Below are 26,489 nucleotides of genomic sequence, written 5' to 3'. Positions count from 1 at the left end.
GTTAATCTGCGTCCGGTTCCGCCGTCGGGGCCGGTGGCTCCGGTCCGGAGGCCCCCTTCGGTGTCCGGCACCTGAAGAAGCGACGTCCGTTCCCCGCTCGATACAGCCTCGACACAGACAGGACCCCATAATCGACGTGGTGACGACCGAGGAACGCCCCTCACCGGGCCGGGACGCCGACACGTCGGCGGCCGGCCCCGGCAGCCGTACCGTGCCCGGCCGACGGCTGGTCGCCGTCGTACGCCACGCACTGCCCGCCCTCGCCGCGTACACCGCGGTCCGGGTCCTCGGGGTGCTGTTCGTCTACGTCTGGGCCCGCAACGTCGGGGAGAGCCCGGCCTCCGTGCTGAGCAAGAACGACGGCCTCTACTACCTCTCGATCGCCCGGGTCGGCTACGACGGGTACGCCCGGGTGCAGAGCGACATGGCGTTCTTCCCGCTCTACCCGGGCCTGGTCGCCGCCGCCGACGTGGTCTCCCCGTTCGGCCTGCGGGAGACGGCGCTGCTGGTCGGCAGCGCCGCGTCGCTGGCCGCCGCGTGGGGGCTCTTCGCGCTCGGCAACCACCTGCACGGGCGGTCGGTCGGCGTGCTGCTCGCCGTGCTCTGGGGAGTGCTGCCGCATGCCGTGGTGGAGTCGATGTCCTACAGCGAGGGCCTGTTCACCGCGCTCGCCGCGTGGACCCTCTACGCCCTGCTCCGGGAGCGGTGGCTGACCGCCGGGGCGCTCTGCCTCCTCGCCGGACTGGCCCGGCCGACCGCCTCCGCCCTGATCCCGGTGGTGGCTCTGGCGGCCCTCGTGGCGGTCGTCCGCCGCCGGGACGGCTGGCGTCCCTGGGTGGCCGGGGCGCTGGCGCCGCTGGGCTGGCTGGGCTACCTCGCCTGGGTCGGTCGGCAGACCGGTCGGGCGGACGGGTGGTTCCACATCCAGGAGGCCGGCTGGGGCTCGTCGTTCGACTTCGGCGTCTTCCTCGTGCAGCGCGGTCGGGAGGTGCTGGCCGCCCCGTCCGGGTTGCAGCTGTACGTGGTGACCGGGGTGTGCCTCGTCGCGATCATGTTGTTCGTCCTGAGCGTGCTCGACCGGCAGCCGTGGCAGCTGTTGCTCTACGCCGGGCTGCTGCTGGCCACCACCCTGGGCACCGCCGGCTACTACCACTCCAAGGCGCGGTTCCTGATCCCCGCGTTCACCCTGCTGCTGCCGATCGCCGTCGGCCTGGCCCAGGCCGGACGCGCCAGGGCGACCACGGTGGTGGTCACGCTCGCCATCTTCTCCGCGTACTACGGCGGCTACCTGATGATGGTCTGGGGCCGCTCGCCGTGACCGGCGAGCGGCCGTCACCCCGCTCGGGCCACCCGCTCAACGGGTGAACGGCCGGACGTCCCAGAGCCACACGTCGTCGACCCGCTTGCCGGGGCCGAACATCGCGTCCAGGGTCGTCCGCAGCTCCGTCTCCCGGCCGTGTCTCGGCAGGGCGACGGCGTCGGCCTTCCAGTGCCGGACGTCGGCCCGGGCCTGCTCCACCTCGGCCGGGGTGACCGTCGGCGGACGCTGACCCCGGGCGACCGCGGTCAACAGCGTGGCCGTCGGCCGGGGCTCGACGCCCCACCGGCCGGTCCGGTCGGTGGCGGAGACCGGCGCGAGGAAGTAACCCTCGGGCACCGCGAACCCGGCCACCGCCTCGGCACCCCAGTAGATCGAGGTCATGCCGTTGACCGGCACCGGCACCAGGGTGCGTCCCGGCGCGACGTGCTCCTTCCAGGTGCCGCTGCCGACGAAGTCCGGCACCGGGACGCGGCTGCGGGCGTCCAGCGGCACCGGCATGACCGGCAGCAGCGCGGCCACCGCGACGGCCACCGTCAGCCCGCGGACCAGCCGGCCCTCCGACCGGTTCCGCGACTCGGCGCCGACGAGCCGGTCCCCGGCGAGCGCCAGCAGTACGCCCAGCGCCGCCGTGGTGATCAACGCGAACCGGGACACCACCACCGAGTCGAACACCGGCAGGTGGTGGAGCAACGCGAACGGCGCCGGGACGTCGGTGCGTTCGGTCCCCCACGTCCAGGTGGTGCCGACGGAGAGGAGGGCCGAGACGAGGGCGACCACGGCCAGCACCCGGACGAAGATCTCCCGGCGCAGCCACCACAGCGCGGCGAACGCCACCACCACCAGCGACCAGCCGTAGTAGCTGCTCTGCTCGGTGGTGTTCGGCCCCCAGGGCTGGGCGCTGGTCTCGCTGCCGGCGAGCGACTTCGTGGCGTACTCGACGTAGGAGCCGAGTTTCAGGGCGTAGGCGTCCGGGTCGCCCGGATGCCCGATGCGGTGCTGCGGGCCGGCGAACTGCATCCACAGCGGGTAGGCGGCGGCCAGTGCCACCATCACCCCGGCGATGGCCAGCCCGCCGAGCAGGGGGCGGGCCCGTCGCAGGGCCTCCCGGGGACGCACGGCGAGGTAGCCGAGCACCATGAACAGGCAGCCCAGCGCGGTCAGGAACAGGATCTCCAGGCCGATGAAGAACTGCGCGACGACGAGCGCGCCCAGCACCAGCCCGTCCCGGACCACCCGCTCGCCCCGGGCCAACGCCAGCACCCGCCAGACGAGGAACGGCACGAGCCACTGGGCGGTGATGTGCGGGTGACCGTTGCTGTGCGAGACCAGCGCGGGGGCGAAGGCGCAGAAGAGGCCACCGACGAAGGCCGCGCCCCGGGACCCCACCAGGTGCCGGGAGAGCACGTGGTACCACGCGTAGGCGGTGCCGGCGAGGTTCAGCGTGATGAACAGCAGGTACGAGAACGAGGCACCGAAGAGCAACGTGAACGGGGTCAGCACCAGGCCGGGCAGCTGCATCCCCACGTTGGTCATCAGGTTGATGCCCTCGGGGGCGTTCTGGAGGGTGGTGAAGAAGGGGTTCTCGAGGTGGGTGTAGGCGTGCGCCGCGTGGGCCAGCATCCACTCGTTGAAGCCCTGGTCGTTCGGGCGGCTGCCGAGCAGGCGACCGTCGTGGTCGCGCCAGCCACGGGCGGTCACCCAGAGCGCGCCGGCGAGGTAGACCAGGGCGGCGACCAGGTCCGCCCGACCTCGCCCGAACCGCCGCCGGGGCACCTCCGCATCGACCCGGGCCGCCGGGGAGCCGGCCTCCGGCCCGCCGTCCGGGGCGGTGGCCGGCTCCCGCTCGACGGGCCCGTCCGCGTCCGGGGACGCGCCGTCACGGCTCAGGCCTTGGGAGGGAAGGGCAGTCATGGCCCAGTAGTCTAAAAGGTGTCCAACGGCGCGGTTTCGCGCGAGGCGGCCGGGGCGGTCCGGTCGGCACCTGCGGAGAGCCGTCGACCGCCGGGCCGCGCGACGGGTCGCCGACGCGGCGGCGCACCCGGCGCGGGGCGGGCCGTGGCGCGGCGGACGGAGCGGGGACGACGCTATTGTGGTGTCGCGCTCTGCTTCGGGGCCGTCGCACGGCCGGACGTCAGGGCTGGCACCGCGTCCGGCCGAAACCGTGGGGCACAGTCTGCTGTACCTCTGCCACAGCCCGAGGAGACACACACGTGAAGGTCGTCAGCATCGTCGGCGCCCGTCCGCAGCTGGTGAAGCTCGCGCCGATCGCCGCCGCGTTCGCCGAGCGTGACTGTCGTCACGTCATCGTGCACACCGGTCAGCACTACGACGTCGACCTCTCCGACGTCTTCTTCTCCGGCCTGGGCATCCCCGCGCCGGACGTGCACCTGGGCATCGGCTCGGGCAGCCACGGCGTGCAGACCGGCCGGACGCTCGCCGCGCTCGACCCGGTGCTCGACGCCGAGCGGCCCGACTGGGTGCTGGTCTACGGCGACACGAACTCCACCCTGGCCGGCACCCTCTCCGCCGTGAAGCAGCACCTCCCGGTCGCCCACCTGGAGGCCGGGCTGCGCTCGTTCAACCGGCGGATGCCGGAAGAGCACAACCGGGTCCTCACCGACCACGCCGCCGACCTGCTGCTCGCCCCCACCGAGGAGGCCATGCGGCACCTCGCCGCCGAGGGGCTGGCCGCGCGGTCGACCCTGGTCGGCGACGTCATGGTGGACATCTGCCTGCGCATCCGCGACGCCGTGGAGCGGGGCGACCACCCCCGGCCGGAGCTACCCGAGGGCATCGACCCGCAGGCCCCGTACCTCGTCTCCACCCTGCACCGCGCGGAGAACACCGACGACCCGGCCCGGCTCACCGCGCTGGTCGACGCGCTCGCCGACCTGCCGGTCCCGGTGGCGCTGCTGGCCCACCCGCGCCTGCTGGCCAAGTCCGAGGAGTACGGCCTGAAGCTGAACCGGGGGGCGCTGCACGTGGGCCGGCCACTGCCCTACGCCGGCATGGTGGCGGCGGTGCTCGGCTCGGTGGGTGTGGTCACCGACTCCGGCGGGCTCCAGAAGGAGGCCTACCTGCTCGGCCGCCCCTGCACCACGCTGCGCACCGAGACCGAGTGGATCGAGACGCTGGACGGCGACTGGAACCGCCTGGTACCGGACCCGCACACGCTGGCCGACTGGGTCGCCACCGCCACCCGCCCCGCGCCGGAGGCGCCCCGGGGCACCCCGTACGGCGACGGCCGGGCGGCGCATCGCGTGATCGAGACCCTGCTCGCGCACCAGGCATGATCGAGCCCCGCACCCTCACGATCGGCAGCATGCGATGAACAAGCGTTTCTCCCTCCCCTGGACGCAACCCCGCTCCGGCCCCCGGCCGCACGTCATCTACCTGGCGATCGGCTTCCCACCGGCGGCGAAGAGCTGCGCCTACCGGATGCGCGAGACGGCCAACCAGTTCTGCGCCCTGGGTTGGGACGTCACCGTCATCACGTTGTGCGACGAGGCGTGGGAGCGGGAGTACGGCCTGGACCACACGCTCTCCGAGAGCGTCGACCCCCGGGTCAAGGTGGTCAAGCTGCCGCTGATCCGGCAGGACCTGGAGACGGACATCCGGGCGTTCTCGGAGGACCGGTCGCTGAACCCGGGCGGTTGGATCACCGAGCTGCGCAAGCGCGAGCAGAAGGTGTTCCCCGAGCCGGTCTTCGGCGGCTGGCGGCACGAGCTGGAGAAGGCGGTGCTGCGGGTGCACCGCGAGCACGCCGCCGACCTGCTGCTCTCCTCCTGCGCGCCGTACGTCAACATCGCCGCGACCTGGAAGCTCTGGGAGGAGTACAAGGTCCCGTACGCGATCGACTTCCGGGACGGCTGGTCGCTGGACGTGATCGGCGGCGGTGAGGCGTTCACCCGCGAGTCGGTCTCCGGGCGCTGGGAGAGCCGGGTCCTGGAGCAGGCGGTCGCCGTCTGGACGGTCAACGACCCGATCGCCGGCTGGTACCGCGAGCGCTACCCGCACCTGGCCGACCGGGTGCACGTGGTCCGTAACGGCTACGACGAGGAGAGCCTGCCGGCGATCAGCGGCCGGGCGCCCGACCCGGCAGCCGGCCTCACCTTCGGCTACCTGGGCTCGGTGAACTTCCCGCCGGACTTCCTCGACGCGGTGCTCACCGGCTGGCGGCTCGCCCGCCGCGACGACCCGCTGGTGGCCCGTTCCCGGTTCGAGGTGCGCGGGCACATCGGAGCCGGCGCGATGCGCGAGGCCAACCGCCACATGGACCTGCTCAAGGCGGCCGCGCCGGACGACGTCACGTTCGGCGGCCCGGTCGCCAAGACCGCGCTCTCGGCCACCTACGGGTCCTGGGACGCCCTGGTGCTGATGCTGGTCGGTGGCCGCTACGTCACCTCCGGCAAGGTCTACGAGTTCATGGCCACCGGGCTGCCGGTGCTCAGCGCGCACGACGTCGACCACGACGCCAGCAACGTGCTCGCCGGCCACCCGCTCTGGACCGGCGCGGTCGGGATCGACCCGCAGCGGCTAGCGCACTCGTTCTCCGAGGCGGCGCGCCTGGCGGTCACCGCCACCGAGGCCGACCGGGCCGAGGCGCGGGAACTGGCCCGCCGCTTCGCCCGCCCGGCCGTGCTCGCCCCCGCCGTCCGGCACCTGGCCCAGCTGGTCCGGCCGGGCTCGTCCGCCTCGACCGCGACCGCAATGACGGGAGTCTGACGACCGTGACCACTGTGCTCATCGTGGCCAGCAACGTCCCCGCCCAACCGGCCGTCCTGACCGAGGCGCTGGAACGCTTCAAGGGCCGGGGTGCCCGGGTCGCCGTGGCCTGTTTCTTCGACGCGGCCGAGCTGGAGATCGATCCGGCGCTGGCCGAGATCCGCTCGTTCGCCGTGCCGAAGGAGCAGATCGACAAGCGGCTCCGTACCGCCCTCGGCCGGGCCCCGGCCAACCGGAAGATCTGGCTGCACGCCCAGCGCAGCGGCTGGCTCATGAAGTGGGCACGCACCGCCGACCTGCTCGTGGCCATCGACCCGCGCTCGGTGCACACGGTCTGGGAGATGGCCCAGCGCAACGTCGCCGCCAGCGCGTGCTACGGCCTGGTGCCGGCGCTGCGCGCACTGGACGCCGGGGTGTCCGCCCCGGTCACCACCCGGCTGGAACGGCAGGTCTCCGCGACCGCCGCGCGGGGGGTGCGGGGGGCCCGTCGGGCGGCGATCTCCAGCGCCAAGACGACCCTGCGCAAGGCCACCGGCCAGAAGGTCATGGGCACGCCCGCCGGGGCGTGGCTCTGGACCCGCGCCGTGTCGGCACCGAAGATCCCGGACCGCTACCGCAGCAAACTCGCGGCACGGGTCCACGACAGCGCGGTACGGGCGGGACGGCACGCCGAGGCGGCCCGGGCCGCGACGGCGGCGGTGAGCCGCATCACCAACGCGGCCACCCGCGCCGAGCTGCTGACCAAGGCCGCGCAGTCCGAACTGGCGGTCGGCCGGGTGCCGGAGCGGCTACACGACGCGATCAGCGCCCAGCTGACGCTCGCCGACAGCCTGCTGCGCAAGGACCGCAAGCGGGCCGCCACCGCGCTCTCCAACGCGTGGAGCCTCGCCTCGAACCGGGTGCTGCACTTCGACCGGCTCTCCTCGCCGCTGGTCGACGACCCGGCCGGGTATCTCGCGCCGTTCCGGGCCAGCGAGGCCGCCCGCCTGCTGTCCGCGCCCCGGGGCCGGTCGGTTCCGGCGGCGCCGGTGCCCTCCGGCCGGCCGCTGCGGATCCTGCTGGCCACCCTGATCAACGACAACTTCCTGCACGAGATCCGCCAGCGGTACGAGGCGATGCCGAACGTCGAGGTGCGCTTCCTCGACCTGGACGACGACCCGGCCCGCCGGTCGCTGGCCCGCAGCGGCAGCTCGGTCATCGAGCACAAGCTCGCCGGTCACACGCCCTACGGCGAGAAGATCGAGGAGTGGCTGCGTCCGCACCTGGACTGGGCCGACACGGTCTTCATCGACTGGTGCCAGGCGACCGCCGCGCTGTTCACCATGCCGGATCCGGGTGACACCCGGATCGTCATCCGGCTGCACAGCTTCGAGGCGTTCAACTTCTGGCCGCACCTGGTGGACTTCTCCCGGGTCGACGACGTCGTCTTCGTCTCCGACCACCTGCGCGACCTCTCCACCGCGGTGCTGCCGCAGCTGCTCGGGGCCGAGGCTCCCCGGCTCTGGGTCATCGACAACGCGATGGACCTGCAACGCTACGCCCGGCCCAAGCCGGCCCAGGCGCGGTTCAACCTGGGCATGGTCGGGGTGGGTTCGGTCGCAAAGGACCCGCGCTGGACGATCGAGGTGCTGCGCCACCTGCGCCGGCAGGACGAGCGCTACCAGCTGCTGCTGATCGGCAGTGACCTCAACGCCAAGACCAGCGTCGCCGCCAAGCAGTACGCCGACCTGCTCAAGCGGGACCTCGCCGAGCTGGAGCCGAGCGGTGCCGTGCAGCGCCGGGGCCAGACCGACGACGTGCCGGCCGCGCTGGCCGAGGTGGGCGTCATCGTCAGCTCGTCGGTGCGGGAGAGCTTCCACTGCGGTCTGGTGGAGGGTGCCGCCAGCGGTGCGGTGCCGGTGGTCCGGGACTGGCCGTACTTCGCCGGCGGGGCGCACGGTGCCCGTACCCTCTTCCCGGCCGACTGGGTGGTGGACTCCCCGGCGCAGGCCGCCGAACGGATCCTGGCGGCGACCGCGACCGAGGAGGACTGGCGGCGCTCCGGTCAGGCCGCCGCCGAGCACACGCTGAAGACCTGGGACTGGACGGTCACGCAGACCGCCTTCGACCGGCTGTTCCTGACCGACTGAGCCGACGCCGCGACGACGGACGACGACGGTGGGCCCCGGCCATCCGGCCGGGGCCCGCCGTCGTCCTCAGCTGACCGGTGCCGGGTCCTTCTCCGGCTCGGGGGCGGGGACCGACGGCGCGGGGGGCCGGCCCGGGAGCAGCCGTCGGTAGACGTCCTCCATCACCTGCGCCTGCGCCTCCCAGGTCCAGCCCGCCAGCACACCCGGCTGGTCGTACGCCTTCCGGTACCGCTCCGGGTCGGCCAGCACCATCCGCACCGCGCGCAGGTAGTCGGCGAGGTCGTCGGCGACGAACACCTCGCCCTGGCCGGTGGCACGGGTGGTGTCCGCCATCGTCTGCACGTCGCTGACCACCATCGGCAGCCGGGCGTGTGCGTACTCGAAGAACTTCGTGATCAGTGCGATCTCGTGGTTGGGCTTGTGGTGGATCGGGATCACCCCGGCGTCGGCCGCGGCCAGGAACTGCGGCACCTGCCAGTGCGGGACGTACGGCAGCAGGTGCACCCGGTCGGCGACGCCCAGCTCGGCGGCGAGGTCCTCCAACTCGATCATCGTCGGCACCTTGCCGTTGGGGTGCAACGAGACCAGCGCGACGTGCGCGTCGGGCAGCTCGGTGAGCGCCCGGATCATGACGTCGACCCCGCGGGACGGGTTGATGCCACCGCAGTAGACCAGCAACGGCGTGGCGGCGTCGATCCCGCAGAGCGCCCGCAGGTCCGGTACCGGCAGGGCCCGCTGCTCCGGCGTGAGCGTACGCGGCGGCGCGTTGAGCACCACCGACGGCTGCTCGGGCAGGTCGTGCATCTTCCGGAGCAGGTCGGCCAGGGTGGGCGACACGGTCATCACCGCGTCGGCGTACGGGGCGTGCTCACGGACGTACGCGATCTGCGCGGGAAGCCAGCGCAGGTTCTTCGGTCGGCCGATGATGCCGGGCACGAACTCGTGGGCGTCCCAGACGAGCTTGACGTCCCGCCCGGCGGCACGGGCCCGCATGGTGGCCCGCGCGCCGACGCCGAGCATCCGGAAGTCGTGGGCGTGGATCAGGTCCGGCTTCAGCTCGTCCAGCACCGGGGCGAACGCCAGCTCGTAGTCCCACAGCTCCGGGTCCAGCCGACGCCAGGCGCGGTCCCCCATCGTGGTCTGCCAGAACCGCAGCGCCAGGTTGTCGATCCGGGAGCGTGGGTCCTGCTGGCGGTCCTGGAGGCGCTTCAGCTCGGCGTTGCGGAACTTGACCCACTGGAACTTCGCCTTGTTCACGAAGTAGGGGACGGCGAGCACCCCCTTGCGGCTCAGCTCGGAGAACTGCGAGATGGTGCCCTCCCGGCGCGCGACCTTGATCTCCGACAGCCGGAGGTCGAGGTCGTCGCGCCGGGCCTTCAGCCGTTGGATCTTGCGCCTGCCGTCCGGACCGGGTCGGTAGGCCAGCGGCCGGCGCAGCAGCGCCCGCCGGTAGGCCACCGGGTGCGGAATACGGCGGGAGACGCTGATCAGCCGCACCTCGGCGTCTCCGATCCACCAGGTGTCCTCGGTGGCGGCACCGCGACGGATGCCGACCAGGATCACCTCCCAGCCCGCTTCGGCAACCGAGCGGGCCGCCTTCTGGACCCGAGAGTCGCCGTGGACGCCGTTGTCGACGAGCATCACCACCCGCCCACGACGAGACGGAGCAGCGGTGCCCTGGACAGGTTCCATCGGTGAGTTCTCCTCGTTGAAGGTTCGGCGGACCGGTCAGTGGCCGGACCACGGGGACGGGTCATCGGACGGGCGTCGGCAGGTCACCGGAGGAACGCGTCGAAGGCGGCCGCCGTGCGCCGGCCGTCGTGGTGTTCACGGACGAACCCGGGGCCCTCCGCCGCGAGGCGGGCGGCGGTGGCCCGGTCCTCGATCAGCGACTCGATCGTCTTCACGAGGGTCGTGGCGGTCGCGTTGACGATCGGCGGCCGGAGATCGACCCGCTCGTGCACACTCTCGCTGAGGTAGGAGACCACCAGTTTGCCGGCGGCCATCGCCTCGCAGGCGAAGGTGCCGTAGGTGCCCATCACGAACTGTTCCGTGACGACGTCCGCCTCGAAGACCAGGCGGCGCATCTCGTCGTGCGGCATCCCCTCGACCAGCCTGAAGTCGATCACTTTACGGTCATGCAGCTCCTGAAGGTCGGGCAGGATCCGATCGGTCCCCTTCGTCCACCGGGTCGACGGCGCGTGCAGCACCACCGGCCGGGACCGTTCCATCACCGGACGGTCGCAGGCCCAGCCGTCGACGTCGACCACCAGCGGGGCCCAGGTCGCCCATGGTACGTCGTCCAGCAGGTCGGGCGTGGTGACGAAGAGTGGCAGCCCACTCTCCCGCGCGATCTGCCGGTTCCGTTGCGCCACCGTCGTGAGCCGCGCGCGCAGCTCCTCCGGGGCGTCGCGGAAACCGGACTCGGCGTGCCGGTCGAGGTGTTCGACCGGGTGCCGGATCTCGCTGCCGTGCGCCAGCAACGCGACCTTGACCCCGGCCCGGGTGAGGGCGGGCAGGTCACCGGCGATGTCGTCACCGTTGAGCCGGCCGAGCACCGGGCGGAAGGCGTCCACGATCAGGTGGGTGTAGCCACTCAGTACCCGCCGGATCTGGTCCAGCTGGACGTCGAGGTGGTGCTCGGTCGGGAAGTGCAGGTACACGTCGGCGGGGTACCGGAAGGAGGACGGCGGCTTCGCCATCACCAGCTCCGCCGACACGTCCGGCCGGGCGGCGCAGACGGCGGTGGCGATCGCCGCGAGCTGTCCGGCGTAGTTCGCCGTGCCGAGGCCGAGCCGGACCGGTCCGGTGCCCAGCGGGGTCCACGGGGTCGGCACCCCGGAGGGCCCGGCCGGCGCGGAGGCGGGAACCGGCGTGGCCGGGGCCGGCGCGGTGGCCGCTCTGCCCGCCGTCACCGGCGCGCTGTCCGCTCCGTCCGCCGGGGTCGGCGCGGTGGCCGCCCGCCGCACCGCGGCGGCGAAGGACGGCAGCGAGCCGGTAGCGAAGACCTCACCGGCACCGTGCCGGACGAGGTAGTCGCGGACCCCCCGGGCGTTGCCGGCGACGATCCTCAACCCGGCCGCCCGGTAGTCGTCGAACACCTCCGGCACCAGGGGGGACGACCCGTCCGGCCGGCAGAAGCCGTGCACCGCCAGGTCGGCGGCGGCCAGGAAGTCGGGCGTCAGCCGGCGGGGGCGGACCACCCGGTGCACCCGTGCGTCGACCCCGGCCGCCCGGGCCCGGCGGAGCAGGCCCTCGACCGCCGCCCGGTCGCCGCTGGTCCACCCGTGGACGACGGCCAGGTGGTACGTGGCCAGCCGGGGCAGGGCGTCGACGATCGCGCCGAGGCAACGATCGTCGACGATCCGTCCCGCGTGCACCAGCAGCGGGACCGCGTCGGAAAGCCCGCAGGCCTCCCGCACCGTGGAGTAGGACCGCCAGGCGGTGGCCTCCCGCAGGGCCGTCCGCACCGGCGAGTAGACCCGCCGCCTCATCACCGAGACCAGCCGCCGGGCCGGCGACGACGTCATGGCAGCGCCGGCTCCGGGGCGGCGCCGGACGGCGCGATCGAGACGGTGACACCAGCCGAGGCCGACTCGAGCGTCGCGGCGGCGACCTGCACGGTCCGCAGACCCTGCCGCAGGGTGACGATGTCGCTCTGCTTGCCCTCGACCGCGTCGCGGAACCGCTCGTGCTCGACCAGGAGAGGCTCCCGCTTGGGGATGGCGTACCGGACCATGTCGCCCTCGGCGACCCCGCGGAACGCGCGCAGCGCCTCCCACTCGGTGTCGATGGCACCGTTGGCGTAGAAGGTCAGGTCGGCGGTGAGCGTGTCGGCGACGAAGCAGCCCCGGTCACCGGTGATGACGGTGGACCGCTCCTTCAGCGGGCTCAGCCAGTTCACCAGGTGGTTGACCATCGTGCCGTCGGCGAGCTGGCCGACGACGGCGACCATGTCCTCGTGCAGCCGGCCGCTGCGGGAGACCGTCCGGGCCGAGACGGAGGTGTAGTCCTGCCCGGTCACCCAGCTGGTCAGGTCGATGTCGTGGGTGGCCAGGTCCATCACCACGCCGACGTCGGCGATCCGGTGCGGGAAGGGCCCCTGGCGGCGGGTGACCACCTGGTAGACCTCGCCCAGTTCACCGGCCTCCAGCCGGGTGCGCAGGTTCTGCAGGGCGGGGTTGTAGCGCTCGATGTGCCCGACACCGGCCACCAGGCCACGCGACTCGAACGCCTCGACCAGCCGTACCGCCGATTCGACGGACTGCGCCAGGGGCTTCTCGATCAGCGCGCAGACCCCGTTGGCGGCCAGGTCCAGGCCGACCTGCTCGTGCAGCGCGGTCGGGCAGGCCACCACCGCGTAGTCGAGGCCGAGGGCGAGCAGCTCGCCCAGCTCCGGCACGACGGGCGCGCGCAGGGTCCCGGTCGTGTCGCCGGCCGGGTCGACGATGCCGACCAGCTCGACGCCGTCCAGGCCGGAGAGGATCCGGGCGTGGTTGCGCCCCATCGCGCCGAGGCCGATCAGACCGGCGCGCAACTTCTTACCCTCGCTCACGCCGCCGCTCCGCTTCGCTCCGCGCCGGCCTGAGCCGTCACCGCGCTGATCATGACGATTCGCTCGCTCATGCCGCACCCCCGGCGACGTTCGCGGCGTCGGCGATCCGCTCCAGGTCGGCCTGGGCCAGCGACGGGTGGATCGGCAGGGAGATCACCTCGGCGGCGGCCCGCTCGGTCTCCGGCAGGTCCCACGGGCCCGGCTGGCCGTCGGCGTTGAGGTACGGCTTGAGCCGGTGGATCGGGGTCGGGTAGTAGACCGCGTTGCCGATGCCCAGCTCGGTGAGGCGCTGCTGGGCGGCGTCCCGGTCACCGCGTACCCGGACGGTGTACTGGTGGTAGACGTGCCGGGCGGCGTCGGCCACCGGCGGGGTGACCATGCCGGTGATCCGGGAGTCGAGGAACTTGGCGTTCGACCGGCGCTGCTCGGTCCACTCGCCGAGCTGGGTGAGCTGCACCCGGCCGATCGCCGCGGCGACGTCCGTCATCCGCATGTTCGCGCCGACGATCTCGTTGGCGTACCGCTGCTCCATGCCCTGGTTGCGCAGGAGCCGCAGGGTACGGGCGAGCGCCGGGTCGGCGGTGGTGATCATGCCGCCCTCGAGGGAGTGCATGTTCTTGGTCGGGTAGAAGCTGAAGCAGCCGGCGGTGCCGAACGCGCCCACCGGGGTGCCGTTCAGGGCCGCGCCGTGCGCCTGCGCGGCGTCCTCCACGACGGCCAGACCGTGCCGCTCGGCGATGGTCATGATCTTGTCCATCGCGGCCGGGTGGCCGTAGAGGTGCACCGGCATGATCGCCTTGGTCCGGGGCCCGACGGCGGCCTCCACGGCGGCCGGGTCCAGGCAGAACGAGCCCGGTTCGATGTCGACGAAGACCGGCTCCGCGCCGACCAGCCGGATCGAGTTGGCGCTGGCGGCGAAGGAGAAAGAGGGGACGATGATCTCGTCACCCGGCCCGAAACCGAGCGCCATCAGCGTGAGCTGGAGCGCGGAGGTGCCGGAGTTGACGGCCACGCAGTGCCGGCCGGCGACGAGCTCGGCGAATTCCTCCTCGAAGGCGGCGACCTCGGGGCCCTGCACCACCCGGCCGCTGCGCAGCACCCGGACGGCGGCGTCGATCTCGGCTTCGCCGATCACCGGCCGCGCCGGCGGGATGAATTCGGCGTTCTGCCCATCCATGGGCATTCCTCCTGTCGTGTGGAGCTCGTCCGGCCGCGATGCTAGCCGGTTCCGGTGTCTCCGGAACCCGGTGGTGCGGAATGGGCTGATGAAGCGGACGAGCTGGGGATCGTCACGGTTGTGCGCTCAGCTGGACGTCCGGCTCGTCCCGGATTGATGGTTGGCATGCTACTCGGAGCGCTGCGGCGACCGTCGCGGCCATCCGGGGCAGGTCGGCCGGGTCCAGCGGGAGCCGGGCGATGGCCAGCCGCCAGTAGAGCGGACCGACGATGAAGTCGACCACGGAGTCCGGATCCGCGCCAGTGGGCAGCTCGCCGCGCTCCACGGCCCGCCCGATCACCAGGCTGCCGACGGTGCGCTGGTTGAGCCGCAGCGCCTCCTCGAGGGTCTGGGCGATCTGCGGGTTGCGCGCCGCCTCGGCGAGCAGGTCGGGGATGATCTGGGAGGCGAGCGGGTGCCGCAGCGCCCCTGCCATGATCATGTAGAGCATCTCCAGGTCGCCCTGGAGGGTGCCGGTGTCCGGTAGCGGCAGGCGCTTGCCGGCCACGGCGGAGACGACCTCCAGCACCAGTTCCAACTTGGAACTCCAGCGCCGGTAGATCGCGGTCTTGCCCACCCCCGCCCGCCGGGCGACCGCCTCGATGGACAGCCGACCGTAGCCGACAGCGGCCAGCTCCTGCATGACGGCCCGGCGGATGGCCGTGGTGATCTCGCCACGGAGCACCGCCGCTCCCGCCGGAACCCGCCTCTTCTCGGTCGTCACGTGGAACAATGTAGCGCAGGGACGGTACGGTTGCGTCCCGACGTGTTTTCCACTACGGTCCACGCAGCGATGAGGCTCGACGTGCCCGCCGCGGACGGTTCGGGCCGGCGACGTGCCGGAGGCTCGCCTCGCGCGCATCCCGTAAACCCTGGAAGATCGGAGCGCCTACCCATGGCCAACACGGCGGTGGCTGACGCCGACTCAGGACTGACCCGGGCGCAACTGGCCGCCCGGTACGGTCTGACGGTCGCCGGCGAACGGCCCACCCTGGCCGGGTACACCCGGCAGTTGTGGTCCTACCGGCACTTCATCGCGGCGTACGCGAACGCGAAGCTGATCGCCACCTTCGCCACCGCCCGGCTCGGGCGGGTCTGGCAGGTTCTGACCCCGCTGACCAACGCGGCGATCTACTTCCTCATCTTCGGGGTGATCCTCAACACCAGGGCCGGGGTCGACAACTTCATCGCCTACCTCTGCGTGGGTCTGTTCGTCTTCAACTTCACCCAGTCGGTGGTGCTCAACGGCACCCAGTCGATCAGCGGCAACCTCGGCCTGATCCGGGCGCTGCACTTCCCCCGGGCCAGCCTGCCGATCGCGGTGACGCTGACCCAGTTCCAGAACCTGCTCACGGCCATGCTCGTGCTCGTCGCGATCGTGCTGGTCACCGGGGAGCCGTTGACCCTGGAGTGGCTGCTGGTGCTGCCGGCGCTGCTGCTCCAGTCGGTGTTCAACGTCGGCACGGCGCTGGGGATGGCCCGGCTCGGCTCGAAGATGACCGACCTCAAGCAGCTCATGCCGTTCGTGATGCGGACCTGGATGTACGCCTCCGGCGTGCTCTACAGCGTGCAGAACTTCGCCAAGCACCTGCCCGGCTGGGCGCAGCTGCTGGTCGAGCTGAACCCGCTGCTGATCTACATCGAGCTGGTCCGGCACGCCCTGATGGAGGACGTCCCGCTGACCTCCTCGGCGGCCCAGCTCTGGCTGGTCGGCACCGCGTGGGCGCTGGTCGCCTTCGTCGGCGGATACGTCTACTTCTGGCGCGGCGAGAAGGAGTACGGTCGTGGCTGAGTTCAACCAGGTCTCCCCCGGCGTCACCACCGTCGCCGACCAGCGCGTCCCCACCGTCATCGCGGACGACGTGCACCTCATCTACCGGGTCTACGGCGCCGGCACCCCCGGCAGCGGCTCGCCGGTGGCCGCGCTCAAGCGGATCGTCACCCGCACCAACGCGCCGAACGTCCGCGAGGTGCACGCGGTCAAGGGGGTCAGCTTCACCGCCTACCGGGGTGAGGCGATCGGGCTGATCGGCAGCAACGGCTCCGGCAAGTCGACGCTGCTGCGGGCCATCGCCGGCCTGATGCCGACGAACAAGGGCGCGATCTACACCCAGGGGCAGCCGTCGCTGCTCGGCGTCAACGCCGCCCTGCTCAACGACCTCTCCGGTGAGAAGAACGTGGCGCTCGGCTGCCTGGCCATGGGCATGACCCCGGCCCAGGTCCGTCGATTGACCCCGCAGATCATCGAGTTCTCCGGGATCAACGAGCGCGGCGACTTCGGTTCCCTGCCGATGCGGACCTACTCCTCCGGCATGGCGGCCCGGCTGCGGTTCTCCATCGCCGCGGCCAAGAAGCACGACGTGCTGCTCATCGACGAGGCGCTGGCCACCGGTGACGCCCGGTTCCGCCGACGCAGCGAGCAGCGGGTCCGGGAGCTGCGCGCCGAGGCGGGCACGGTCTTCCTGGTCAGCCACGCCATCGGCACCATCCGCGACACCTGCGAGCGGTCGATCTGGCTGGAGTCCGGCCTGATCCGGATGGACGGCCCGACCGACCAGGTCATCGCGGCATACAACGAGTACATGAAGAAGTAGCGTGCGGCGGCCTGCCCCCCGGTGAACACCGGGGGGCAGGTGCGTTCGGCGGCGGCGCTAAGGTCGTACCGCGTGCCCGCCGGAGGACTCGGGCACGGACGACGGCGTGGATCAGTGAGGATCGGCGATGACGCAGGACCACCCCAACGGAGCCGGCACCGGTACGGAGGCCCCGGCACCGTGGCGGCCCTCGCGGACGGTGGCGGTGGTGCTGGCCGGCGGAACGGGTTCCCGGGTCGGGCTGGGCATCCCGAAGCAGCTGGTCAAGATCGCCGGTAAGCCGATCATCGAACACACCATCGCGGTCTTCGAGGCGGCCCCCGAGATCGACGACATCCTCGTGCTGATGGCCCCCGGCTACGTCGACGACGCCCGGGGCATCGTCGAGGCGGCCGGCTTCCGCAAGGTCCGCCAGGTCCTCCCCGGCGGCGGGACGCGCAGCGACACCACCCGCCTCGCGCTGGACGCGATCGGCCCGGACGACTGCAACATCCTCTTCCACGACGCGGTCCGCCCCCTGCTCAGCGGGCGGATCGTTCGGGAGTGCGTGAACGCGCTCTGGACGTACCAGGCGGTGGACGTGGCGATCCCCTCGGCGGACACCATCGTCGAGGTCGGCGACGACGACTGCATCACCGGCATCCCGGTGCGCGCCCGGCTGCGGCGCGGGCAGACCCCGCAGGCGTTCCGCTCCGGCACCATCCGCGAGGCGTACCGGCGGGCCGCCGACGACCCGCACTTCGCGGCCACCGACGACTGTGGCGTGGTGCTGCGCTACCTCCCCGAGGTGCCGATCAAGGTGATCGACGGCGCGGACGAGAACATCAAGGTCACCCACCCGGTCGACGTGCACCTGGTGGACAAGCTCTTCCAGCTCGCCGCCGCGCGGGCCCCCCGTCCGGTGGACGAGCAGCGGTACACCGAGGAGCTGACCGGCCGCACGATGGTGATCTTCGGCGGCAGCTACGGCATCGGCCACGAGCTGGCCGAGCTGGCCCGCCGCTACGGCGCGCAGGTCTTCCCGGTCAGCCGCTCCGCCACCGGCACCCACGTCGAACGGGACGCCGACGTGCAGGCCGCGCTGCGCACCGCGTTCGAGGCCACCGGCCGGATCGACCACGTCGTGGTGACCGCCGGGATCCTGGAGAAGGGCGCCCTGGCCGAGATGGACGAGGCGACCATCGACCGGCTCCTCCAGGTCAACTTCGTCGGGCCGGTGACCGTCGCCCGGCACGCGCTGCCGTACCTGCGCCAGACCCGGGGACAGTTGCTGCTCTACACCTCCAGCTCGTACACCCGGGGCCGGGCCCGGTACGCGCTCTACTCGGCGACCAAGGCGGCGCTGGTCAACCTCACCCAGGCCCTCGCCGACGAGTGGGCCGAGTTCGGCGTCCGGGTCAACTGCGTCAACCCGGAGCGCACCGCCACCCCGATGCGCACCCGCGCGTTCGGCGCGGAGCCGGAAGGCACCCTGCTCGCCGCGGCGACGGTGGCCCGGGCCTCGCTGGACGTGCTCCTGTCCGACCTCACCGGCCAGGTGATCGACGTCCGCCGCTCGGCCGACGAACCGGTGGTGCCGGCCCAGGCCGGGCCGGCTCCCGCCGCCGCGCCGTCGGGTCGCTGAACCCGCGTCCCCACTTCCCACGCCACAGGCAGGAGAGTCAGCGAGATGCGTGGCACCCTGGTCCGGAAACTGCTCGCCCGGTGTCTCACCGTGGGCCTGGCGGTCCTGGCCTTCCTCCTGGTCGCGCTCACCGGGGCGACCCTGCCCGGACTGCTGCTCGCGGTCGCCGCGCTCGCCGCCGGGTTGTGGGAGCGCCGGGTCCGTCCGGGCGCGGACGTGGCGGCCGAGGCGGTCCTGGTCGCCGCCGGCATCCTGATCGGGTACGCCCGCCGCCTCGACGCCGGCTTCGACCCCGCCCTGGTGGCCACCGCGCTGGTGGTGCTGGCGCTGGTGCTGCTCGACGGCCCGCTGCGGGAGGCCGGTGGTCTGGAGATCCGCACCGCCAACCTGCCGGTACGGCACGGGCTGACCACCGCCCACGTCGGCACGGCGATCCCGGTGCTGCTCGGCGCGGTCGCGTTCGGCGCGCTGCTCGCCCTGCCCACCTGGTACGCCCTGCTGGTCAGCCTGCTCGTCGGCGGCCTCGCCGGGGTGGTCGGGCTGCGTCTGGCCCGGCGGCGGTTCCGCCCGTCGACGGCGGCCAGCCCGGTGGCCCGCGCGCTGGCCCGGCACCAGCCGGAGTTCCTGCTCTACTTCTCCGCCCCGCCCGGCTCGGAGTACCAGGTCACCATGTGGCTGCCGTACCTGGAGCGGATCGGCCGGCCGTTCCTGGTGCTGCTGCGCGAGCCGGAGTTCCTGGCTCCGATCGCGGCGGCGACCCGCGCGCCGGTGGTGTACTGCCCGACGCTGAAGGCGATCGACGAGGCGCTGGTGCCCACCCTGCGGGTGGCGTTCTACGTCAACCACGGCGCGAAGAACGCGCACTGCATCCGCTTCACCCAGCTCACCCACATCCAGATCCACCACGGCGACAGCGACAAGGCCCCGAGCGCCAACCCGGTCTCGGCGATCTTCGACCGGAACTTCGTGGCCGGGCAGGCGGCGATCGACCGGTACGCCCGCGCCGGGGTGCAGATCCCGGCGGAGAAGTTCGTCGTCGTCGGCCGTCCCCAGGTGGAGGCGATCGGGGTACGCCGGCCGCCGCTGCCGATGCCGGCCCAGCCGACCGTGCTCTACACGCCCACCTGGACCGGGCACCACGCGGACGCCAACTACTGCTCGCTGCCGGTGGCCGAGGCGCTGGTCGGGCGGCTGCTGGCCCGGGGCGCGACGGTGATCCTGCGGGCCCACCCGTACACCGCGCAGAACCCGGAGTCGGCCCGGCAGCTCGCCCGGGTGGAGGAGGTGCTCGCGGCGGACCGCTCCCGCACCGGCCGGCAGCACGTCTGGGGCACCGAGGCCAGTCGGGCGATGAGTCTGGTCGACTGCGTGAACCGCTCCGACGCGCTGATCTCCGACGTCTCCGGGGTGATCTCCGACTACCTCTACTCGGGCAAGCCGTACGCGGTGACCGACATGGGCGCCGACGGCGACGCGTTCACCGAGCGCTTCCCGCTGGCCCGCTCCGGCTACGTGCTGCGCCGGGACCTGGCCGACGTCGACGACGTCCTGGAGCGGCTGCTCGGCACCGACCCGCTGGCCGAGGCCCGCTGGGCGATGCGCACCCACTACCTCGGCGACTTCCCGGTCGAGTCGTACGCCGAGGGGTTCCTGTCGGCCGCCCGGGCGCACCTCGCGCCAGCCGCCGTGCCAGCCTCCCGCACCGGCGACACGCACCGGCCGGTCGGGACGGAGTCCGTCACCGGCTGAACCCGGCGCCCCCGCGGGTGGTAGGAGGGGTCCCCTGTTACCGCATTTTGAGGAGCAGGGGTCCCCTCCTACCACCGCAGCGGTTGCACCCCCGCGCGGGTCAGGCGGAGTAGCCGCGGGTGGCGGCCCAGTGCGCCAGGCTGATGGTGGTCATCCAGTACGAACCGGCGGCGGCGTTCGCCGGGTCCGCGATCTTGACGGTACGACCGTTGTCCCGGTAACCGACCACGGTCAGGTAGTGCCCGCCGGGGTAGGAGTGCCATCCGCCCGCCACGTCGGTGGCGGAACCGGCGATGTTCACCACGACGGCGTACCCGTTGCCGACGGCCCGCACCACGTCGGCCTGGAGCCGGTCCATCTGGGCCGGGGTGGCCGCGCCACCGGGGATCGTCCGGGTCCGGTAGACGTCCCGGCCGACGAGGTCGTTGAGGACCCGGGTGGTGTCCTCGGCGGAGTTGGTGCCGGCCTCGGTGGTGTTCAGCCGCCGGGCGAGGTCGTCCTGGCTGCGGACGACGTCCCGGGCGGTGAGCGCGATCCGGGTGGCGGCCGGACCGCAGTAGTAGAAGGTGGTCTGCTCCTGGTACTGGATGTCGAGCACCTTCGACGCGGGCGGCTTCGGCGGGGTGGGGCTGGTTGTCAGGTCCGGGTCCGCCGAGCGGGTGGCGGCGGGCGAGGCGGACCGGGTGGCCGGCGTCGCCGCGGTGGCCGGTGGGGTGGTGGCGACGGCGGACGGGGTGGCCGGGGACGCGGTGGCGCGGTCGCGGTGCCGGGAGGCGGCGGTCGACCGGTCCGGCTCGGCCGCCGTGGCGACGGTGTCGTCCCGGCGCACCGGAGTGTCGGGGTCGACGAGCAGGACGCCGGCGGTGGACGCCGCCACCAGCACCGCCGCCGAGGCGGTCACCTGGTAGGACCGGCGGGTTCGGAACAGGGTGAACGGTCGCGGGACCGGGTACTTCACGGATTCCTCCACGGAAGGCAGGGGTGGAGAGCGGCGCACCTCATCGGCGCGCGGACGTACCGCACGCGGGATCGACGGGTCGCGGAGGGTGCCCGCTCGGACGGCGTCTGAGGGCGGACGCCGGAGTCAGTGCCGGCGACGCGGACGGCCGGCCGGCGGCACCTGGGCACCGTGGAGGAACCGGGAAACGGGGGTGTACAGCACGGACTACTCCTTCCGATACCGCCTACCGGGTTAGCTGACGGATTCGGGCGGGAAGATCGCCCTACCGCGGGTCGGCCCCGCGGATTCACCCCGGACGTACGTGGGTCCCCGGCTCGTCGAGCACGATTAAGCGGGCCGGCGCGGTGTCGCCCTTTGCGACCTACGACCGCACCAGACGGGCCGACACTACTGATACCTCGATCCGCTGCCAACCCTCGTGAGCAGGCTGAACGGCCCCTCACACCCGGAATTTCGGTGCGTTGCCGGGCTGACGTCGCTCAATGGGACGAGCCGTTTACCAGTCATCGTCGAGGCGGTTACCGCCACGGGTCGGCACAACCGGGCCGCCGCACCGGGCGCGGAACGGGACGACCGGGGTCGAACGTGCCGCACGGCAGGGCGTGGCCCGGGTCACGTCACGATCCGGTCACGCCGCCGGCTGCGGTGACCCCGCAGTGCCACAGGGACCCCGCAGCGGCCCGGGAACGGGACCGGTCAGGTCAGGGTCAGCCCACCCGCGCCGGCCGCCACCGGGCAGCGGGACGGACCGCGCCGGGCACACGTCGGGACGCGGCGACGACCGTCGAGGTGCTCGCCCGGAGGCGCTCCGCGGCGAGGGACGCCTCCTCCGCCAGGGACCGCGCCGCCCTGGCGGCCACCTCGGCCCGCTGCCAGGCCGCCCGCTCCCGCTCGGCCGCCGTCCGGTACTCCACCCGCCGTAGGTCGCGCAGCACCCGGTGCAGGACCGCCTCCTGCACGACCGGGTGCAGACGGGGGTCCCACCCGTTGCGGCGGGCGAACACGTCGCTGAGCTCCCGCACCGACAGGTCCCCCCGCCAGTACGCGGCCATCGCGGACCGGTGCAGGAACCGCTCGCGGGCGACGTACTCGGCCGGGGTGCGGGGCGTCCGGGGGGCGGGCAGGGCGGTGGCCCCGGCGAAGCGACGGGCAGCGGTCTCCGCCTCGTCGTACGCCCGCCAGGCCTGGTCGACCCGCTCCTGCGCGGTCAGCCACTCCGTCCGACGGCGGCGGGCGGTCTGCGCGGCCCCGGCCGCGGCGACGGCCACCTCCTCGGCGTACCGGCGCAGGTCGGCCGGGTCGCCGACGGCGGGGTCGCCAGCGGCCGGGTCCGGGGCGGGTGGGGGCGGCACCCCCTCCCGTTCCCGCTCGGGGCGTGCCACCAGGACGGTGAGCACGGTCAGGGCGAGCACGAGCAGGGCGGACCAGATGGCGGCCGCCCGGGGCACGTCCACCAGGAACTCGTAGAGAACGATGTCCATCGTCGGCACCTCACGGAACACGGAGCGGGTGGGGGCCGCACGGACGCCTCGGGCGCGGGGCGCGACCATCGTCGCAGCCACCGGTGGACCGTCGGCGGTGCGGGGTGAGGTTCGTCGGATCAGCTCGGACCCCGGGGACGGGACACCCGGGGCGGACAGGTCAGCGAGGCGGTGGTGCCCGGGAGCCGGCCGCACCGGCGTCGGTGCCGACCAGCGGCCGGACCGGGGGCTGGCCGACCGCACTGGACGCGACCACCACGACCGGTACGCCGCCGGCCGGGCCGGTGCCGGAGGGCGTGCCCGCCTCGTCGCGGGCCACCGGCTCGACCCCGTCAGCCGTGACCCGGTGGGCGGGGTACGACCCGACCAGGACGGGCAGCCGTCCCACGGAGAGGCTTCCCCCGGCGAGGGCTGGCACACCGCCAGCGGAGAGGCCGCCGGCGAGGGCGCCGCCGCTCAGCGCGAGGGCGACCGCCACGGCGAGGCTGGTGAACACCCGGAACGCCCGGCGCACCGACCGCCATCGATGGCAGTCGAGCACGACGGGAGACACGCAGAGCAGGTTACCCCGAACGTCGGGTACCCGCATCGATGCCGGCCGTGCCGGAACCCGCGGCCTGGTCACCGGCCGGGACCACGGCGTGTCCGCCCCGGCCGCCGCCGTCGGCGGCCCGCTGCCGGGGCGTCACGGCCGCCCGGTCCCCGGTCGCGGACGGATCTGCGGCCGGGGCGGGACGCTTCCGGCTGGGGGCGAGCAGGCGCATCATCGGGGTCTCCACCCACCGGTACAGCAGCCAGGCCAGCAGCAGGTTCAGCAGCAGGAAGCCGACCGCCACCAGCGGCCCCGTCCAGCCGGTGAAGCCCACGCCGTAGTCACCGGTGAGCCGGAGGATGGTGACCATCACGAAGACGTGCACCAGGTAGAAGGCGAAGGACACCTCGCCGAGCCAGACCAGCGGCCGGGATCGCCACGGCGAGGGCAGGCCCCGCACGTCGGCCCGGGCCGCCGCGGTGATCACCAGGATGTACGCGGCCGACAGCAGCGCCGCCCAGAGTTCCGCGCGGATCCACTCACCGGCCACCGCCCAGGTGACCACGAAGACCAGGCTGGCCAGCGGCAGGGCGGGACCGCGCCAGTGGCCGCGCCGCATCAGCTCGGCCGCGGCGACGCCCATCCAGAACTCGGTGGACCGCACCAGCGGGAAGATCTGGGTGAACCACCAGCGGCTCTCCTCGGGCACCAGGAGCTGGCCCGGCCAGAGGGCGAGGATCACCAGCGGTACCGCGACCACGACGGCCCAGAGCACCCACGACGACGCCCGGCGCAGCGCCGGCAGGACGAAGGGCAGACAGAAGTAGAAGAACAGCTCGCAGGAGAGCGACCAGCTCACCGTGTTGACGCTGTAGAAGTAGCCCGGGGTGGGGTTCCAGGCCTGCACGAGCAGCAGGTTCTGCACCGCCGCCGAGGGGTGGACCGGGTCGGCGAACCAGAGCCCGACCAGCAGCACCACCGCCCACATCAGCACGTGGTTCGGGTAGATCTTGGCCATCCGGCGCCGCCAGAACGCCCACTTCGTGTCCTGCGGACGGGCGGACCAGACCAGCACGAACCCGCTGAGGACGAAGAAGAACTGCACCCCGGACAGGCCCAGGGTGAACAGTTGGTCCACCACGGCCTTGAACTCCGGCTCGACGATGATCCGCATCGTCCCGACGTGGAAGCCGAAGACCAGCATCGCCGCGATCCACCGCAGTCCGGTCAGGGAGGGCAGGCGGGACAGGGACCGGTCGGCCCCCGCCGTCGGGGTGAGGCTGGTCATGACACCGCCCGCGGGTACGGCTCGCGGATCGGCATGCGGGTTCTCCCGTCGGTCGGCCGGCGTACGCCGGATTGGTCACACCGGGCGGAACCGGTCGGCGCCGCCCCGCCGGGCACCCTACCCCGACCGACCGCCTCTCGTACGCGTGTACGAGAGGCGGGTAGGATCGGCCGGGTGGCCGACATCGCGTACCAGCCCTCGATGCTGGACCTCACCGACCAGGGCCCCGCCCTGGAACCGCTGGTCGGGCGGGTACGCCGGCACGAGTTGGGCCGGGGCGCCTGGGTCGACCACCTCCCCGGCTGGGTACGCGGCTCCGATCCGGTCCTCGCCACGCTGCTGCGGGAGGTGCCGTGGCGGGCCGAGCGCCGCCGGATGTACGACAACGAGGTCGACGTGCCCCGCCTCCTCTGCTGGTACGCCGCCGGCCGCCCGCTCCCCCACCCCGTGCTGACCGCGGCCCGCACCGCCCTCAACCAGTACTACGCCGCCGAACTGGGCGAGGAGTTCGTCACCGCGGGCATGTGCCTCTACCGGTCCGGCCGGGACAGCGTCGCCTGGCACGGCGACACCATCGGCCGGGGCGCGCACGCCGACACCATGGTCGCGATCGTCTCGTTCGGCACCCCCCGACCGCTGCTGCTGCGCCCGCGCGGCGGCGGGACCGGTCCGCGCTTCCCGCTCGGCCACGGCGACCTGGTCGTCATGGGCGGCTCCTGCCAGCGCACCTGGGAACACGCCGTCCCGAAGACCAGTCGTCCGGTCGGGCCCCGGGTCAGCGTGCAGTTCCGCCCCGCCGGCGTCGCCTGAGCCTCCCGCGCCGACCGTCCGCCCCGCGTCCGCCGCCACCGACGGCCGGTCCAGCGGGCCGGCCGCCGCCGGCACTCTGCTACAAACGTCCAGGGTCGCCGCCGCCCCACCAGGTCCCACCGACGTGAAGGGCAGTTGCGCCATGACCCCACCCCAGACCGGGACGCCCACCACGCCGCCGCGCCGGGGCCCCTGGCGCCTGCACGGCGACGGCCGGGCGGTACGCCCCGGTGACGTGGTCGCCCCGGACGAACGCCTCTCCTGGCCGCGAACCGTCGGCGTCGGCGTGCAGCACGTGGTGGCGATGTTCGGGGCCACCTTCACGGTGCCGCTGATCACCGGTTTCCCGCCGGCCACCACGCTGCTCTTCTCCGGGCTCGGCACCCTGCTGTTCCTGCTGGTCACCGGCAACCGGCTGCCGTCGTACCTCGGCTCGTCGTTCGCCTTCATCGCCCCGGTCATGGCGGCGAAGGCCGGCGGTGACATCGGCCCGGCGCTCGGCGGCATCGTGGTCGCGGGCGCGGCGCTGGCCCTGGTCGGTCTGGTCGTCCAGGTGGCCGGCACCCGGTGGATCGACGCGCTGATGCCCCCGGCGGTGACCGGCGCGATCGTCGCGCTGATCGGGCTCAACCTCGCCCCGGTCGCCTGGGACGGCAACGGCAGCGGCACCGGCGTCAAGGCGCAGCCACTGGTCGCGGTGGTCACCCTGGCCGCGATCCTGCTCACCACGGTGGCCTTCCGGGGCTTCCCGGGCCGGCTGTCCATCCTGGTCGGTGTGGTGGTCGGCTGGCTGTTCGCCGCCGCGACGGGCGGGCTCGACACGGCCACCTTGACCCGGCTGCGCGAGGCCGCCTGGGTGGGGCTGCCCGAGTTCCACGCGCCCAGCTTCAGCCTCCGCGCGGCGGTGCTGGTGATCCCGGTGGTCCTGGTGCTGATCGCGGAGAACGCCGGGCACGTGAAGGCGGTCGCCGCGATGACCGGCCGCAACCTGGACCGGGACATGGGTCGGGCGTTCCTCGGCGACGGGATCGCCACCGTGCTCGCCGGCTCGGCCGGCGGCTCCGGGACCACCACGTACGCGGAGAACATCGGCGTGATGGCGGCGACCCGGGTCTACTCCACCGCCGCGTACTGGGTCGCCGGGGCGGCCGCCGTGCTGCTCGGGCTCAGCCCGAAGTTCGGCGCGTTGATCCTGACCGTGCCGGCGGGGGTGCTCGGCGGCGCGACCACCGTCCTGTACGGGCTGATCGCCGTCCTCGGCGCGCGGATCTGGATCGAGAACCGGGTCGACTTCCACGACCCGGTGAACCTGTTCACCGCCGCGGTCGCCCTGATCATCGGAGCCGCCGACTACACCCTCACCGCTGGCGACCTCGCCTTCAACGGCATCGCCCTGGGCACCACCGCCGCCCTGGTCACGTACCACTGCATGCGCGTCGTTGCCCGCCTGCGTTCGCCCCGCGTCCCGACCTGACCCCCGCCCCGGGCACCCGGGGTACGGCCG

Annotated in this window: 20 protein-coding genes and 1 riboswitch; of the genes, 10 read left to right on the top strand and 10 right to left on the bottom strand. The window is 73.1% G+C overall.

Features of this window, described 5'->3' with window-relative positions; genetic code table 11:
* The first annotated feature begins 139 nt into the window (after positions 1–139).
* Positions 140–1,318 carry a hypothetical protein gene (locus IGA62_RS21860; protein WP_232624735.1) on the top strand — a complete coding sequence of 393 codons (1,179 nt, stop codon included), beginning with the start codon at positions 140–142 and terminating at the stop codon, positions 1,316–1,318.
* Positions 1,319–1,354: 36 nt separating this feature from the next.
* Here the strand turns inward: IGA62_RS21860 and IGA62_RS21855 are convergent, their stop codons facing one another.
* Positions 1,355–3,232, bottom strand: coding sequence for a hypothetical protein (locus IGA62_RS21855; protein ID WP_232624734.1), 1,878 nt, complete (start codon positions 3,230–3,232; stop codon positions 1,355–1,357).
* 299 nt (positions 3,233–3,531) lie between these two features.
* On the opposite strand from IGA62_RS21855, the gene wecB reads away from it, so the two are divergent.
* Genes wecB through IGA62_RS21840 form a run of 3 tightly spaced genes read left to right on the top strand, consistent with a single transcriptional unit; the run spans position 3,532 to position 8,175 of the window.
* Positions 3,532–4,614 carry a non-hydrolyzing UDP-N-acetylglucosamine 2-epimerase gene (wecB, locus tag IGA62_RS21850; RefSeq protein ID WP_145819069.1) on the top strand — a complete coding sequence of 361 codons (1,083 nt, stop codon included), beginning with the start codon at positions 3,532–3,534 and terminating at the stop codon, positions 4,612–4,614.
* A 34-nt stretch (positions 4,615–4,648) separates the two neighbouring features.
* On the top strand, positions 4,649–6,046 hold the full coding sequence (locus IGA62_RS21845; protein WP_232624733.1) for a glycosyltransferase family protein: 1,398 nt from the start codon (positions 4,649–4,651) through the stop codon (positions 6,044–6,046).
* 5 nt (positions 6,047–6,051) lie between these two features.
* Positions 6,052–8,175: a glycosyltransferase gene (locus IGA62_RS21840; RefSeq protein ID WP_186499961.1), complete on the top strand. Its 2,124-nt coding sequence runs from the start codon at positions 6,052–6,054 to the stop codon at positions 8,173–8,175.
* Between the two features lie 66 nt (positions 8,176–8,241).
* Here the strand turns inward: IGA62_RS21840 and IGA62_RS21835 are convergent, their stop codons facing one another.
* The 5 genes from IGA62_RS21835 to IGA62_RS21815 all read right to left on the bottom strand — a co-directional run bounded on the left by IGA62_RS21835 (position 8,242) and on the right by IGA62_RS21815 (position 14,631).
* Positions 8,242–9,867 (bottom strand): glycosyltransferase family 4 protein, encoded by a 1,626-nt coding sequence (locus IGA62_RS21835; RefSeq protein WP_232624732.1) that lies wholly within the window; start codon positions 9,865–9,867, stop codon positions 8,242–8,244.
* 83 nt (positions 9,868–9,950) lie between these two features.
* Positions 9,951–11,705: a glycosyltransferase family protein gene (locus IGA62_RS21830; protein ID WP_145819070.1), complete on the bottom strand. Its 1,755-nt coding sequence runs from the start codon at positions 11,703–11,705 to the stop codon at positions 9,951–9,953.
* Positions 11,702–12,730 carry a Gfo/Idh/MocA family protein gene (locus IGA62_RS21825; protein WP_145819071.1) on the bottom strand — a complete coding sequence of 343 codons (1,029 nt, stop codon included), beginning with the start codon at positions 12,728–12,730 and terminating at the stop codon, positions 11,702–11,704. The genes IGA62_RS21830 and IGA62_RS21825 overlap by 4 nt, the downstream gene beginning before the upstream one ends.
* 67 nt (positions 12,731–12,797) lie before the next feature.
* A complete protein-coding gene (locus tag IGA62_RS21820) occupies positions 12,798–13,907 on the bottom strand; it encodes a DegT/DnrJ/EryC1/StrS family aminotransferase (protein ID WP_145819072.1) in 1,110 nt (369 codons plus the stop codon).
* A gap of 112 nt (positions 13,908–14,019) precedes the next feature.
* Complete coding sequence (locus IGA62_RS21815) at positions 14,020–14,631, bottom strand: TetR/AcrR family transcriptional regulator (protein ID WP_186500307.1); 612 nt, start codon at positions 14,629–14,631, stop codon at positions 14,020–14,022.
* A 210-nt stretch (positions 14,632–14,841) separates the two neighbouring features.
* On the opposite strand from IGA62_RS21815, the gene IGA62_RS21810 reads away from it, so the two are divergent.
* From IGA62_RS21810 to IGA62_RS21795, 4 genes are all read left to right on the top strand, one after another.
* A complete protein-coding gene (locus IGA62_RS21810) occupies positions 14,842–15,738 on the top strand; it encodes an ABC transporter permease (protein WP_091462995.1) in 897 nt (298 codons plus the stop codon).
* Entirely contained in the window at positions 15,731–16,540 is an 810-nt protein-coding gene (locus IGA62_RS21805) for an ABC transporter ATP-binding protein (protein ID WP_145819074.1), read from the top strand. Before IGA62_RS21810 ends, IGA62_RS21805 begins: the two co-directional genes overlap by 8 nt.
* A gap of 127 nt (positions 16,541–16,667) precedes the next feature.
* Positions 16,668–18,164 carry a bifunctional cytidylyltransferase/SDR family oxidoreductase gene (locus tag IGA62_RS21800; protein ID WP_145819075.1) on the top strand — a complete coding sequence of 499 codons (1,497 nt, stop codon included), beginning with the start codon at positions 16,668–16,670 and terminating at the stop codon, positions 18,162–18,164.
* A gap of 45 nt (positions 18,165–18,209) precedes the next feature.
* Positions 18,210–19,913, top strand: coding sequence for a CDP-glycerol glycerophosphotransferase family protein (locus IGA62_RS21795; RefSeq protein WP_145819076.1), 1,704 nt, complete (start codon positions 18,210–18,212; stop codon positions 19,911–19,913).
* A 100-nt stretch (positions 19,914–20,013) separates the two neighbouring features.
* Here the strand turns inward: IGA62_RS21795 and IGA62_RS21790 are convergent, their stop codons facing one another.
* From IGA62_RS21790 to IGA62_RS21775, 4 genes are all read right to left on the bottom strand, one after another.
* The gene (locus IGA62_RS21790; protein ID WP_377465309.1) at positions 20,014–20,883 is read right to left on the bottom strand and encodes a C39 family peptidase; all 870 of its coding nucleotides are present in this window, start codon (positions 20,881–20,883) and stop codon (positions 20,014–20,016) included.
* A 196-nt stretch (positions 20,884–21,079) separates the two neighbouring features.
* Positions 21,080–21,218, bottom strand: a riboswitch (cyclic di-AMP (ydaO/yuaA leader).
* A gap of 363 nt (positions 21,219–21,581) precedes the next feature.
* Positions 21,582–22,355: a hypothetical protein gene (locus IGA62_RS21785; protein WP_190289194.1), complete on the bottom strand. Its 774-nt coding sequence runs from the start codon at positions 22,353–22,355 to the stop codon at positions 21,582–21,584.
* A gap of 160 nt (positions 22,356–22,515) precedes the next feature.
* The gene (locus IGA62_RS21780) at positions 22,516–22,908 is read right to left on the bottom strand and encodes a hypothetical protein (RefSeq protein ID WP_145819078.1); all 393 of its coding nucleotides are present in this window, start codon (positions 22,906–22,908) and stop codon (positions 22,516–22,518) included.
* 10 nt (positions 22,909–22,918) lie between these two features.
* Positions 22,919–24,175 carry an acyltransferase family protein gene (locus tag IGA62_RS21775; RefSeq protein ID WP_145819079.1) on the bottom strand — a complete coding sequence of 419 codons (1,257 nt, stop codon included), beginning with the start codon at positions 24,173–24,175 and terminating at the stop codon, positions 22,919–22,921.
* A 201-nt stretch (positions 24,176–24,376) separates the two neighbouring features.
* Between IGA62_RS21775 and IGA62_RS21770 the strand changes: the two genes are divergently transcribed.
* Together IGA62_RS21770 and IGA62_RS21765 are read left to right on the top strand one after the other, a co-directional pair.
* Positions 24,377–24,985, top strand: a complete 609-nt coding sequence (locus tag IGA62_RS21770) for an alpha-ketoglutarate-dependent dioxygenase AlkB (RefSeq protein WP_377465325.1) — start codon at positions 24,377–24,379, stop codon at positions 24,983–24,985.
* A gap of 142 nt (positions 24,986–25,127) precedes the next feature.
* Positions 25,128–26,459 (top strand): uracil-xanthine permease family protein, encoded by a 1,332-nt coding sequence (locus IGA62_RS21765; protein ID WP_145819081.1) that lies wholly within the window; start codon positions 25,128–25,130, stop codon positions 26,457–26,459.
* Positions 26,460–26,489: the final 30 nt, after the last annotated feature.

This window comes from Micromonospora sagamiensis, from assembly GCF_014680085.1.
Taxonomy (GTDB): domain Bacteria; phylum Actinomycetota; class Actinomycetes; order Mycobacteriales; family Micromonosporaceae; genus Micromonospora; species Micromonospora inyonensis.
The sequence above is the reverse complement of the archived record's forward strand: the minus strand, read 5'-3'. Positions and strand labels throughout refer to the sequence as shown.